This window comes from Desulfosalsimonas propionicica (assembly GCF_013761005.1).
In the GTDB taxonomy this organism is placed as follows: domain Bacteria; phylum Desulfobacterota; class Desulfobacteria; order Desulfobacterales; family Desulfosalsimonadaceae; genus Desulfosalsimonas; species Desulfosalsimonas propionicica.
Genome location: NZ_JACDUS010000007.1, coordinates 111,750 through 124,103 on the forward strand (window position 1 = coordinate 111,750; position 12,354 = coordinate 124,103).

General features: G+C 55.0%; 11 protein-coding genes and 1 riboswitch. Of the genes, 2 read left to right on the forward strand and 9 right to left on the reverse strand.

All coding sequences use genetic code 11. The features are described 5' to 3' along the window. Nucleotides 1-134: 134 nt before the first annotated feature. Entirely contained in the window at nucleotides 135-923 is a 789-nt protein-coding gene (locus HNR65_RS12410; protein WP_181551835.1) for a TSUP family transporter, read from the forward strand. A 414-nt stretch (nucleotides 924-1,337) separates the two neighbouring features. On the opposite strand, the gene HNR65_RS12415 is transcribed toward HNR65_RS12410, so the two are convergent. The 9 genes from HNR65_RS12415 to mgtE all read right to left on the reverse strand — a co-directional run bounded on the left by HNR65_RS12415 (nucleotide 1,338) and on the right by mgtE (nucleotide 11,394). Beyond that, complete coding sequence (locus tag HNR65_RS12415; protein ID WP_181551836.1) at nucleotides 1,338-4,391, reverse strand: efflux RND transporter permease subunit; 3,054 nt, start codon at nucleotides 4,389-4,391, stop codon at nucleotides 1,338-1,340. Further along, on the reverse strand, nucleotides 4,388-5,458 hold the full coding sequence (locus tag HNR65_RS12420; protein ID WP_181551837.1) for an efflux RND transporter periplasmic adaptor subunit: 1,071 nt from the start codon (nucleotides 5,456-5,458) through the stop codon (nucleotides 4,388-4,390). Before HNR65_RS12420 ends, HNR65_RS12415 begins: the two co-directional genes overlap by 4 nt. A 48-nt stretch (nucleotides 5,459-5,506) precedes the next feature. Next, nucleotides 5,507-6,244 carry an ABC transporter permease gene (locus tag HNR65_RS12425; protein ID WP_181551838.1) on the reverse strand — a complete coding sequence of 246 codons (738 nt, stop codon included), beginning with the start codon at nucleotides 6,242-6,244 and terminating at the stop codon, nucleotides 5,507-5,509. Further along, on the reverse strand, nucleotides 6,241-7,215 hold the full coding sequence (locus HNR65_RS12430) for an ABC transporter ATP-binding protein (protein ID WP_181551839.1): 975 nt from the start codon (nucleotides 7,213-7,215) through the stop codon (nucleotides 6,241-6,243). The genes HNR65_RS12425 and HNR65_RS12430 overlap by 4 nt, the downstream gene beginning before the upstream one ends. 251 nt (nucleotides 7,216-7,466) lie before the next feature. Next, entirely contained in the window at nucleotides 7,467-8,669 is a 1,203-nt protein-coding gene (locus HNR65_RS12435) for a putative sulfate/molybdate transporter (RefSeq protein WP_232364759.1), read from the reverse strand. Between the two features lie 12 nt (nucleotides 8,670-8,681). Next, entirely contained in the window at nucleotides 8,682-9,437 is a 756-nt protein-coding gene (locus HNR65_RS12440) for a sulfite exporter TauE/SafE family protein (RefSeq protein ID WP_181551840.1), read from the reverse strand. A gap of 18 nt (nucleotides 9,438-9,455) precedes the next feature. Then, the gene (locus HNR65_RS12445) at nucleotides 9,456-9,608 is read right to left on the reverse strand and encodes a hypothetical protein (protein WP_181551841.1); all 153 of its coding nucleotides are present in this window, start codon (nucleotides 9,606-9,608) and stop codon (nucleotides 9,456-9,458) included. After that, nucleotides 9,605-9,949, reverse strand: a complete 345-nt coding sequence (locus HNR65_RS12450) for an ArsR/SmtB family transcription factor (protein WP_181551842.1) — start codon at nucleotides 9,947-9,949, stop codon at nucleotides 9,605-9,607. Before HNR65_RS12450 ends, HNR65_RS12445 begins: the two co-directional genes overlap by 4 nt. A 134-nt stretch (nucleotides 9,950-10,083) precedes the next feature. Then, entirely contained in the window at nucleotides 10,084-11,394 is a 1,311-nt protein-coding gene (gene mgtE, locus HNR65_RS12455; protein WP_181551843.1) for a magnesium transporter, read from the reverse strand. 368 nt (nucleotides 11,395-11,762) lie between these two features. Further along, nucleotides 11,763-11,947, forward strand: a riboswitch (cobalamin riboswitch). Nucleotides 11,948-12,067: 120 nt separating this feature from the next. On the opposite strand from mgtE, the gene HNR65_RS12460 reads away from it, so the two are divergent. Beyond that, on the forward strand, nucleotides 12,068-12,331 hold the full coding sequence (locus tag HNR65_RS12460) for a hypothetical protein (RefSeq protein WP_181551844.1): 264 nt from the start codon (nucleotides 12,068-12,070) through the stop codon (nucleotides 12,329-12,331). Nucleotides 12,332-12,354 lie beyond the last annotated feature (23 nt).

Consider the following 12,354-nt stretch of genomic DNA (forward strand, 5'->3'; position numbering starts at 1 on the left):
GGATTTTTGACCTGCGAAATTTGCACGGTGGCTTGCAAACAGCTGAAATATTGCCGCATCACATCTGAGGGCAGAGAACGTTTAAACCGCATGCGGGAAAAAATCAAAGAGCTTTACCAGGAGGTCATGGAGCAATGATTTATCTTGTGGTTTGCGGGGCGGCCCTTTTTGTGTCCGGGCTCACCCTTTATTCCGGCTTCGGCCTCGGCACCCTGCTGATGCCCGTATTTGCCGTTTTTTTTCCCGTGCATGTGGCAGTGGCGGCAACAGCGGTGGTGCACGGGGCCAACAATATTTTTAAGGTCCTGATGGTGGGCCGGCATGCCGACCGCGAGCTTGTGCTGCGCTTCGGCATGCCGGCCATCATAGCCGCGTTTGCCGGAGCCGCCGCACTTGGCTATGTATCGGGCTTTGACGCCCTGGCCACCTATTCCATCGGCGCGAAAACCGCCGTGATCACACCGGTCAAGCTGGTGATGGGGATTTTGGTGCTCATTTTTGCCATGTTTGAGCTGCTTCCCCTGCTTCGGAAGTTAAAGATCGACCGCCGGCACCTTTTGTGGGGCGGTCTGCTGTCCGGCTTTTTCGGGGGCCTGTCCGGCCACCAGGGGGCACTGCGATCGGCCTTTTTGCTAAAGACAGGGGTCTCTACAGAGGCCTTTGTGGGCACCAATGCTTTTATCGGTTTTATGGTGGACATGGCACGGATTGTTGCCTATGGGTTTTTGTTTTTGGCCGCAGGTGCCGCCAGTCCCATCGGTGCAGAACAATGGCCCCTGATCGGCGCTGGAACAGGGGCTGCGTTTATCGGTGTGATCATCGGCAAGCGCTGGATGCACAAGGTCACCATGACGACAGTTCAAACCATTGCCGGCGTTTTGCTGCTGGGCATTTCCGTCTGCCTGATGGCGGGCATTATCTGATTTGCACCCGAGGGTTTCAGATTTTTAAAACAGAAATGGTTGATGAGCCTGTAAAAAGTATTTTTTACAGGCAGTGTTAAGTTTTAAGTGATTAAGTGTTAAGTAAATCTAACAGGTTTCGTTCTTTTCTGGTTTCGCTATGATCTCTGTATTAAGCCTTCCAAGGAAGTCCAAGGCCGGGGTTTCAGTTTTTGAAGCGACATTGAGCGTTTACGGAAAAATTCAGCAAATGCCGGAGCGTAAAAATTTCAAACTGTTTGAGGCCGGCGGGCCGAGTTTTTGAAATTTTAGCGAAGGCATTTGATGAATCCGTAAACGGTCAGGAGCGAAAAAACTGAAACCCCGGCCGCAGGGCTTCCTTCCTGCAACAACAGCGGACGCGGTAAAAGGTTTTTTACGAGAGCCTCATGGTTGTTATCTGTGGGCCAGGGTATAGAGACAGGGCATCAGAAACAGGGCGACGATGATTTCCATGCCCAGGCCGCCGATGGCGGCAACGGCCATGGGCTGGAGCATGTCGCCGCCTTCGCCCATGTTGGCGGCCAGGGGAACAAATCCCATCATGGTGGTGACAGATGTCATGATCCGGGGGCGCAGCCGGATTTTGGCCGCCTCGGTTACCGCGGCCCCGGCGGCCAGTCCCTGCCGGTCTTGCAGATCGCCGGCATGGGTCAACAGCAGCACCCCGTCGTTGACCGTTGCGGCCACCACCACCAGCACGCCGATGATCACCGTGGCCCCCAGGGGCAGGCCTGCGGCATGCATGGCAAACACCGAGCCGGCCAGGCAGACCGGCACGCAGGCAAGGATCAAAGCCGGCAGCCGGATGCTGTTAAACTGCACGGTCAGCACGATAAATGAGAAAAACAGGGCAAAGCCGAGCACGGCAAACACTGTATTTTTCATGTCCGCCATCATTTCCGCATTTCCGCCAAAGTCAAAGCCATAGCCCGCCGGCCGGGCAATCTGTTCAAGGGCTTTTTGCAGCCCGGCGACCCCGCCGGCCAGATCACCGCCGGCCATATCCGCCTCCACGGTGATCTGTTTGACCTGGTTTTCCCGGATGATTTCCACCGGGCCGGAGGCGGCGGTTACATCAGCAATGTCTCTGAGCCGGATTGTGCCGTCTTCGTTTGCGCGGACAATCAGGTTTTCTACATTCTGGCGGCTGGTCAGGCTTGTTTCCGGGACCAAAACCCGGATATCGTAGTATTCTGTTCCGTCGCGGAACCGGGTCGGCACGGCCCCGGTGATCAGGGAACGCAGAGACCGGGCCACGTCTGCAACAGAAATTCCCAGCTCGGATGCCTTTGTCCGGTCCACGCGTGCCTGATACTCGGGTTTGGTCCGGTCCATGGAGATGGAGACATTTTCAAACTGATCTGTTCCCCGGACGGCCGCCACCGTGCGGCCGGCCAGATCCTCGAGGATCTCCATATCCCGGCCCCGGACCTGGACGATGACATCTGCGGCCCGCAGGCCCTTGATGCCCTTGATGGGCATCTGACGGGCCATAATTTGTCCCCCGGGCGGCTGGATGCCGGCAAGGCTTTTGCGCAGAAAAGCCACATAATCCCTGGTGCTGATATTCCTTTGGGCCCGGGCCACGAGCTGGATGTCCACCTGCCCCTCATTGGCCACCTCAAAGGTGGTCAACCCCTTGACCTGGCCGCCGGCCAGGGCAAAGGTGCTTTCAACCCGCGGATCATCTGTCACCTGTTTTTCGATTCTTCCCAGCACGCGGTTGGTTTCGTGTACGGATGCGCCTGTGGGCATTTTTACCTTGACCATGATGCGGCCGTCATCAATCAGGGGCAGAAATTCCCCGCCCAGCCGTCCGGTCAGAAAAAAAGCAGCTGCCAGGATTATGAGAAAAACCCCGATCACGGTTTTCCGGCGCATAAGCGCCCGGGTCAGCACCCGGCCGTAGATTTCCGTAAAGCCTGAAAACATTTTTGCAAACCACCCGGATTCATCCCCGGGCCGGGTTTTGCCAAGCAAAAGGGTGGTGATCATGGGCGTTAGTGTCACGGCAACCGCCAGGCTGATGACCACGATGCCGGAAATCACCAGGATGAGTTCCCGGAAAAGCAGGCTGATCAGGCCGGGAACAATGAGAAAGGGCACAAACAGGGCCAGAAACGAAAGGGTGGCCGCCACCAGGGCCGGGCCCACTTCATCGACGGCGGCCACGGCGGTGGCGGTGGTGCTGTTTTCTAAAGATTCACGCCGGAGCCGGGAGATGTTTTCCACCACCACGATGGAATTGTCCAGTACCACGCCGATGGCCACGATCAGTCCGCCCAGGGAGAACATGTTGAGAGAAAACCCGGCAAGCTTCATGAGCCCGAAATTGAGCACCAGGGTCAGGGGCAGGGCAATGACCATGATCAAAACCTGCCTGGCACTGCCCAGAAACAGGTAGACCACGATGATCAGCAAAACCGCTGCGGCAATGGCGGCGTTGCGGACACCGGTAAGGGCCTGGCGCACGTAAACCGCCTGGTCCTCCACATAGCCTATCCTGAGGCCTTCGGGCAGTTCGGGTTTGAGCTCTTCCAGGAGCCGGGCCACGTTGTCTGCGGTTTGCACGGTGTTGGCTTCGGCTTCCTGGAGAACTGAAATTTTGACGCACTGCCCGCCGTTAAACCGGGTGATGACCCGTTGGTCCTCGTGGCTGTCTGTCACCCGGGCAATGTCTCGGAGAAAGACTTTCCGGTGCTCATCCCGGATCAACACCACACTGCCGATGTCTTCAAGGGTTTCATATTCGCCCATTGTCCGGGCGATGATTTCCCTGGGGCCTTCGGTGATCCGGCCGCCGGTGAGTTCCAGGTTTTCCGCACCCACGTGATCGATGATGTCGTTTAAGGAAAGCCGGTGTTTTTCCATGGCTGCCGGGTCGAGTTCAATGCGGATTTCGCGCTCAAGCCCGCCGATGATTTCCGTGCCGGCCACGCCCCGCACCGCCAGTATCCGGTCCTGGAGCCAGTTGTCAGCCCAGTCCCGAAGCCGGACCGGGTCCCATTGATCCGAGCTTACGGTGAGCTGCATCACCGGGAGCTGGGAGGGATCTGCCTTAAATACGTAAGGGGCTTCAATGTCATCTGGAAGATGTTGTTCAGCCCGGGTTAAGGCAGCCAGCACGTCCTGGAATGCCACGTCAATGTCTGCCCCGTACTCAAAATGCACGTCCAGGGAATAAATCCCCTCCATTGAGGAAGATTCCAGATAGTCCAGCCGGTCCACCGTGGCCATGAGGCGCTCCACCGGATCGGCGATCTCGGTGTCGATCTCCCCGGGCATGGCTGCGGGCCACTGGATCTGTATTTTCACCAGGGGGTAGGTGATATCCGGCAGATAATCCACCGGCAGCCGCCAAAGGCCGTAGAGGCCCAGTACCACAAGGGCTGCGGCAATGGCGCCTGCGGCAAGTCTTCGGGAAACCGCATAGGCCGTTATTTTCATTGGGTCCGGCCTTTTGTCAGGGCGACCGCATCTCCGTTTTTCAGCTTTTGACGGCCTGCCACAATCACCTGATCATCTGGATTAACGCCTTTGGTAATTTCAATTCCCTGCTTTTCCGTGATTCCGGTTTTGACCCGGCGTTTGACCGCTTTCTGGTCTTTGACCACAAATACGGCCGGGCCCTCTGAATCGGAGAAGACCGCATCTTTTGGCACCACCACGGCATTGTCGTGCTTTTTGAGGATGATCTGGAGGCGGGCAAACATGCCGGGAAGCAGATCAATCGCCTTTTCCGGAACGATTTCCACGGTCCGGGTGCGCAGCCGGGCATCCAGGTAGGGATAGACTTTTTGGATGCGCCCCTGAAAGGTTTTGCCGGAAAACGCGTCCAGACGGATCTCCACGTCCATGTCCGGATGGATCTGTGCGGCGTATCGCTCCGGCACGGCCGCGCGGATCACCAGGGAATCGGGATCATAGAGTTCCATGAGCATGGTGCGCGGGGCCACAAATTCGCCTGTTTTGACCTCCAGGCGCGAGACCACACCATCCCACGGGGCGGATACAGTGTGATCCATTGCTGATTCTTGTGCCTGAACCAGCTGTGACCGGGCACTTTCACAAGAAGCCCGGGCCTGATCCAGCCTTTCTTTGGCAAGTGCGCTGGTTTCCACCAGCCTGCGCGTCCGGCCCAAATTGGCCTCTTCTTTTTTGACTTCTTCCAGAAGAAAGGCAATCCGGGCCTCAGCGCCCTGCCTCCGGCCGATCAGCGCAAGCTGGTCACCGGCGCGGACCCGGTCGCCTTCGCGCACGAAAATATTTTCCACCGGTCCTTCGGCAGGCGATGCCAGGTGGGCCACGCGGTAGGCCTCTACGGAGCCGGTGAGATCCAGTTTTTGAAAGACTGTGGTCTCAACGGCTGCGGCTGTTTCCACTACCGGGATTTTTTTGGGTTTGGCCGATTCTTTGCTGTCCGGGCTTCCGGAGAAGATGGAGTAGAGAACATAGGCGCCGGCGGCAGCGGCAAATATGAGCAAAAGCGCAATCAGGACCGATCTGGTTTTCATGGTTTATCCGCTTTGGGTTTATGCCGGCGTCTGGCTGTGGCCGCCGGTTCAGGCAATCCAGTGTTTTTTGATATTGCGAAGGCTCAACATAAACAGCCCGATGCAGAAGGCCGCCAGTATGGACAGATCCAGCCAATAGGGCATGATGTGGGCTCCGTGCACGGCCCCGTGGAGCACGTCCGCCCCGTAGGTCAGGGGCAGGACGTAGGAGACGGGCTTTAAAAAAAATGGCAGATGCGCGATGGGGAAAAACAGGCCGCAGAGAAAAATCATGGGAAACCGGAAAAAGTTGGAAAAGGTCTGGGCCTCGAATACCTCGCTGACGGCCACGGCAATAAAAAGCCCCAGAAATGTGGATGCCACGGCGATCATGACCACAGCCGGCACAAATGCGGCCCAGACCACTTCGGACATGTCCATTAAAAAGGCGGCCATGATCACCGGCACAAAAGCGTTTGCCGTGCCAAACAAAATGGCTCCGCCGGTTTTGGCCAGCATCAGCAGTTCCAGGGAAATCGGGGCCAGCAGCAGCCGTTCAAAGGAGCGCTGCTTTTTTTCAAAGGTTACGGTCACAGCCAGCATGGAGGTGGTGCCAAACAGGATGGATACGGCCACCACTGCCGGCAGCAGCGTGGGGATGGTGCCAAGACCGCTTCCTGATTTTATGAAAAACATGCCTGTCCAGGCCAGGGGGAAAATAAGTCCCCAGCTGATATTGGGCGGTTTTAGGTAATAGGTCCGCATGTCTTTTAAAACGATATTGAAAAAAGCAGTCCAGGCTTTCATTTCATACGGTTTCCCTTTTGATTCCCGTTTTCCAGGGCATTGGCCTCAATGCCGGTGATCCGGACAAAAACCTCCTCCAGAGACGGTTTGATTTTTTTTGCCTCTGACACTTCAAATCCCTGTTCTTCCAGAAAATGGACAATTGCGCCGGCCTTGACCGGTTTGTCCGCCTCCACCCGGATGAGGCCCTGTTTCGGGGATGAAAACGCCAATCCGGCAAAGGCTCCGGAAAGCCGGTCAGTTATGCCGTCATTCGGGTTTTCGCAGGCAATTTCCACCACGTGTTTTGCCTGCAGGGGCTGGAGCAGGTCAGCCACGCTGCTGATTTCCACGATGCGGCCTGCGACGATAAAGGCAATGCGGTCGCAAAGTCGCTCGGCTTCTTCGATGTAATGAGTGGTCAGAAATATGGTGGTGCCGCCCTGGTGCAGGTCGTCTATTAACTGACGCAGATGCCGGGCGCTGGCAACATCAATGCCGGTGGTGGGCTCGTCTAAAAAAAGAATTTCCGGCTGGTGTATAATGCCTGCGGCAATGGTGAGCTTGCGCTTCATGCCCTTGGAATATCCGGAAAACCGACGGTCTGCCGCGTCTTTAAGGCCGAAGTCGGCCAGCAGCTCACGTGCCCGACGCTGCCTGTCCGGCTTTGCCATTCCGTATAGTGCGGCACAGAAGCAAAGATTGTCAAAACCCGAAAGCTCGGGATACAGATTGCTTTCATCCGGGACCACACCGATCAAATGCTGGGCCTGCCGGTTTTTCTGTGTGCAGTCAATTCCCGCAATCCGGATTGTGCCCGTGTCCGGGCGGGCCAGGCCGGTTAACATATTGATCGTGGTGGTCTTGCCCGCGCCATTGGGCCCCAAAAAGCCAAATAGTTCGCCCCTGCCCACGGAAAAAGAAACCTCTGAGAGCGCCGCCACATTTTCAAAACGCTTGGAAAGATTTTCAACAAGAATGGATGGATGCATTTGTTCCTGCTTTGCCGGCTGAAAAAATCAATCGTTTCTTTGGATTGAGAAAAGCATTTTTTGAAGTTCCATACGAAAATTATTGCGGCATCTGCAATTGTATATGCTTTCTCCGTAGGTCTGTATGGTTTCCCGGCAATTTTGGCATTGCATGGCTGTATCCAGCAGCCGTCGCATATGCCCGGTACTTTTACACAATTGCACCTGTCCGAGTATGTCATCTATATCTTTTTTACAACACATGATTTGACCTAAACCGATAGTCTGTCCCACTTCAGTATCCAAGCCACGACCATCCCGGCAATAAAACCGACAGCCAGGTTAGATGCCAGGGTAATACCCAGAATCAGGGTGGCCACGAAATAATCCTTACGGCTGGTAAGATCCATAATGGTCAGGCTGAGCTGAGATCCGGCAAACACCAGCAAAACGCCTAAAATGGCCATGGGCAGCAGGTTCAGCACGCTGATGATGTTTTCGCCCAGCACGAGCGCCAGCACGGCAAAGATCAGGCCGATCATCAGGTTAGAGCCGGCTGTCCGCGCCCCGAACCGGTAATGCGCGGCCAGTCCGCCAGCACCGTGGCAAAGCGGCATCCCGCCCAGGCAGAAGCTCATGAAATTGGCGAGTGCCATACTGATGCAGGCCCTCCGGTTGGTTACCTTTTTGGATCGCTCTCCGAAATACTCCCTGGAAAGATCCGTATATGCAAGCACCGCATTGCCCAGGCTCATGGGAAGCTGGGGCAGAACCAGGGCAAATAGGGCAAATGTGAAATCAACCTTTCCCGGCAGTCCGAAGGCAAACAACTCCGGCACGTGAAACCCGATTCCGCCATTTCCGAAATCCACTCTTGCCCCCAGGGCCAGGCCGGCTGCAAGGCCGCCGGCCACAACGATCAGGCCTGCTGGGAATTTTTTGTTGTCCAGCAAAAGAAGGGTTATAACTGCGGCGATACCGCCGATGATCAAGCTGATCGGAACCGGACCAATGGTCTGGAAGGCCAGGTATGGCTCCACTGCGTCGTGGATTTCCTGGAACCGTGATGTTCCGATGATGAACTTGATGCCGCCGGAAATCAGAAGCGCACCCGTGGAAAGCTGAACCCCCCGGATGACCGACTGCGGCGTGGCTTTTCGGATCAGATCAATTGCCCCGGTCACCCCGACGATCAAAAGAAAAACCCCCATGAGAAGAGACGAGGCAAGAATCTGGTCTGCGCTAAGCGATGTGGCAATGGCATAGGCGCCGATGACCTTCATGGGTTGGACCGGCACCGTGATACCGAAATAGATCCCTGAGAGGATGAAAAAAATCCCGATGCTCAAAAACAGGCCCAGGGGGTCGAGCCCGTTTACAAGCACCATGGCAATGGCAATGGGCAGAAGTGTGCCCAGATCCCCCAGGGACCCTGCAAGCTCCATGCGGTTGAATCTGAAAGTCTCGGACATCATGCTTCCTTTCGGCTATGCAAAGTACTGGTGCAAGAGCCTGGCACACAGGGCAAACAGCACCAGGCTGAACAAAACCCGGATGGTTTTTCCCTTCAGCCGGGTGCTCATCAGCCTGGCTCCGGCCTGGCCCCCGGCAAAAGAGGCAACTGCCGCAGGCAGGATAAACCACCAATTGATGGCTTCCATGGACACATAGCCCAAAAAGCCCGTGAGCGAAGAAAAGCACACGATAAACGTCGATGATGCCGCTGCAATTTTGGTGGGGGTTTTGAGTACGTAAATTAAAAGCGGCACCACAAAAACGCCCCCGCCGATTCCCAGAAGTCCGCCCAGAAGGCCGATGCACGCGCCGATGACAATACCGCCGGCCATTTTTTTCCATGGCGCCAAATAGCTTTCTTCGTCTTGCCCCTGCGGGGAAAACAGCATGCGAAGGCCGGCTGCAGCCAGCACTGCGGCCATGACCAGAAGAAACGGGCCAAGGGCGATGCGGACATTTAAAAAGGAGCCCACGGGTGCGGCCAGGGCCGAGGATACGATCAAAGGGATGGACAGGGAAAAATCCACCATTTTTTTGCGTGCGTAGGCATAGGCCGCTGATCCGGCCGCCACCAGGTTTAAAAACAGGGAGGCGGAAGCCGCAGCGCTTTTTGTAAATCCCAAAATCACAAAAAGCGGGGAAAATATCAGTCCGCCTCCCAGCCCCACCATGGTGAGCAGAAACGAGATGAAAAATATGGCCCCAAACAGGGCAACAGAGATGTTCATGGCAGCAGCGCCTAAAGCTTATTTTTCATTTTTTTCCTGCTTCGGGGAATTGCACGTGCAGGCGTGGTTCTCAACGTCTCCGTGGCAGATGCGAATCTGTTCGTTCGTGCATTTTTCGGGTGCGTTTTTTAAGAGTTCTGGGTTTTGGCAGCAATTGTTGTCTTGACTCATGACTGACCTCCTTTGTCTGAATTTGAATTTTTTAATGACCCGGCGATGATAAAGGGTTTGGCCGGGCTTGGGTCCAGCAGATGGTTTGCGGTTTTATGCCATTTGGCCAATGTTTCTTCATTGACCCGGTAGTGGACGAAATAACCGCGTTTTTCGCCGATCACGATGTCTGCGTCCCGCAGTATCCGCAAATGCTGGGACACGGCCGCTGGCGAGATGTTCAGTGATTTGGCCATTGCATTGACACACAGGGTGCGGGTTTTGAGCAGATCGATCATCCGCACGCGCGTGTCCACAGACAAAACCTTGAATATCCGCGCAGCATTTTCCGCAGTTGGCATCCATCCTCCATTTGATTAAGCAATTACGCAGATACTATTATGCAGGCGCGTGCCTGTCAATGGGAAAAATTTTATGCATAGTTGAGGCGGTATTGATATATGGTGAATCCCGGCTATGCGGAATCCATGTTTGCCTAAATCAGCTGCGCCTGAAATGCGGCGGCCAGGCCCAGGAAAATCAGAAATCCCATCACGTCGGTCACAGTAGTCAGGATGATGCTGGAGCACTGTGCCGGATCAAGTCCCAGCTTTTTCATCAGCACTGGGATTGCAGCACCGGACAGCCCGGCAAGCACCAGGTTGAAAAACATCCCCAGGCCGATGACCAGGCCCAGGAAAGGGTTGCCGTTCCAGACCCAGGCCACCATTGCCGTGACCAGGCCGATAACCACGCCGCTTGCCGCACATAGTGCCCCTTCCTTCAGGATCAGCTTTGAAACCTTGTTGCCCGGAATCTCGCGCATGACCAATCCCCGCATCACCACAGCCAGGGACTGGGCGCCGGCGTTGCCGCCCTGACCGGCCACCACAGGAAGAAAAACCGCCAGGATGGTGAGCCTGGCGATCAGGCCCTCAAACATGGCCACCACGGCGGCCGCCAGAAAGGCCGTGGCCAGGTTTACGTGCAGCCAGGGCAGACGTTTTTTCAGAGAAAAAAGAATTGGTGAAAAGGGCCGTTCATCGGCTCCGGCGCCAAACATCCGCTGGAAGTCCTCTGTGGCCTCGTCCTGAATGCCATGGATCAGCTGTTCGGCCTTGATGATGCCCAGCATATGGTTTTCGCTGTCAACAATCGGGGCTGCAAAATATCTTCTTTTGGACAGCTCGTTGCCCGCCTGTTCCCTGTCAACAAAGGCATGGATCGAAAATACGTTTGTCCGCATCATCGATTCCAGGGGCTGTTCGGGAGAAGCCAGCATCAGATCCCGCATGTTCATTACGCCAACGAGGCGTTCTTCTTCATCCACGACATAGCCATAAGAAGCGGGCAGCCGTTTTCTGGCAAGAGAGCGGATCTTTTCGACGGCCTCCCGGGCGGTAACCTCCTTGTGAAAGGAAAGGAAATCCGTGGTCATGAGCCGTCCGACGCTGTCCTCGGGATAGGTGAGAAGTTCCTGGATCTGTTTTTTGAGCTTTCCGGGTATATGTTCGAGCAGGCGCTCCCGGGCCTCATTGGGTAGATGCATGAAAATGGTTGCAGCCAGCTGGGGATCCAGAGACGATGCAATTTCCCGGAATATAGCCGGTTCTGCGTCTTTTAGCAGCGCTGCCGTGTACCCGACCTGCAGATGGCGAACGGCACGCACGGCCAGCGGCGCCGGCAGCGCACCCAGAACTTCAACCGCCTCTTCTTCGGTCATTCTCGCCAGGCTGCGCGCAGCGGCAGCCGTATCGTGCTCAAAGAATTTTTCTACCAGCGGAAGCAAAGAAGATTCCTGTTCCATGGGCACTCCTCACCTGGTCATTTAACAGGTAACGCGCATTGCGTAGTTGTAAATTCCTGTAAATATTCCGCATTCAAAAAGGAAATCATTTGATCCCGTTTACTTTGTTTTCAGTCCCCGGCTTTATTTGACAGTTTCGTAAAGAATAAGTTTTTCGATGGCGCCATCTTATTTCAATTGTGTGATCGTTACTCTCCTTGTAAACCAAAGGAGGACAAAAATGCAAGGTGATCACAAGCACAGCCGCGTTGGCATCTGTTCGTGACGCCGGGCGCGCAGTTCGGAAACGACCGCTTGTGGGCCGGAAAGGGCAAAGGGAAACGATTCCCCTTGACAATGCGTTTTTTGTATTATTATAAACATATACTTAAAATTTGATCTGTCCGGGTGCTTTTAACAAAGCCGAACAGGGAACCCCGTGTGAATCGGGGACGGGCCCGCCGCTGTAAACGGGGACGAAAGCTGCACAATGCCACTGGTCAATAAGATCGGGAAGGCGCAGCCGGTAGATTGATCCGTGAGCCAGAAGACCTGCCTGAACAGATGCAAGGGGTTTGACTGTGCTGGCAAGGTTGTGCCCCGGAATCAATCTGCGGATAAAAAAGGGAAATCCCGGATCGTTTAAGCGATCCGGGATTTTTTATTTGGCTGTTGCGCCCTGAAGAGATTTGTCTTGACAGCAACGGGAACTTTTGACTATGCCTATTTCTTTAAAACAATCGGAAATCAGAAGCATTTCCATAAAGCGTTTTTTAAAAACAGCATCATTTGTGCAGGCCCGGGGCGTGTACAAATGCAGAAAAGTACACAAAAGCCACGAAGGCTGACACAGGAGAAAAGACCTGTATCTGTCCTCGTGGCTTTTTTTTGTGTCGCAGGAATGCGGCGCATCGCAGATATTGGGCTTTTCACTTTTCCATCATATTTGAAAATATAAAATGACGGGATCAGGAGCTTGAT

Coding starts and splice junctions, on each gene's coding strand:
- HNR65_RS12440 (WP_181551840.1), bottom strand. CDS start 9,437: ATGAACATCTCTGTTGCCCTGTTTGGGGCCATATTTTTCATCTCGTTT.
- HNR65_RS12450 (WP_181551842.1), bottom strand. CDS start 9,949: ATGCCAACTGCGGAAAATGCTGCGCGGATATTCAAGGTTTTGTCTGTG.
- HNR65_RS12435 (WP_232364759.1), bottom strand. CDS start 8,669: ATGATGTCCGAGACTTTCAGATTCAACCGCATGGAGCTTGCAGGGTCC.
- HNR65_RS12425 (WP_181551838.1), bottom strand. CDS start 6,244: ATGAAAGCCTGGACTGCTTTTTTCAATATCGTTTTAAAAGACATGCGG.
- HNR65_RS12420 (WP_181551837.1), bottom strand. CDS start 5,458: ATGAAAACCAGATCGGTCCTGATTGCGCTTTTGCTCATATTTGCCGCT.
- HNR65_RS12415 (WP_181551836.1), bottom strand. CDS start 4,391: ATGAAAATAACGGCCTATGCGGTTTCCCGAAGACTTGCCGCAGGCGCC.
- HNR65_RS12410 (WP_181551835.1), top strand. CDS start 135: ATGATTTATCTTGTGGTTTGCGGGGCGGCCCTTTTTGTGTCCGGGCTC.
- mgtE (WP_181551843.1), bottom strand. CDS start 11,394: ATGGAACAGGAATCTTCTTTGCTTCCGCTGGTAGAAAAATTCTTTGAG.
- HNR65_RS12445 (WP_181551841.1), bottom strand. CDS start 9,608: ATGAGTCAAGACAACAATTGCTGCCAAAACCCAGAACTCTTAAAAAAC.
- HNR65_RS12430 (WP_181551839.1), bottom strand. CDS start 7,215: ATGCATCCATCCATTCTTGTTGAAAATCTTTCCAAGCGTTTTGAAAAT.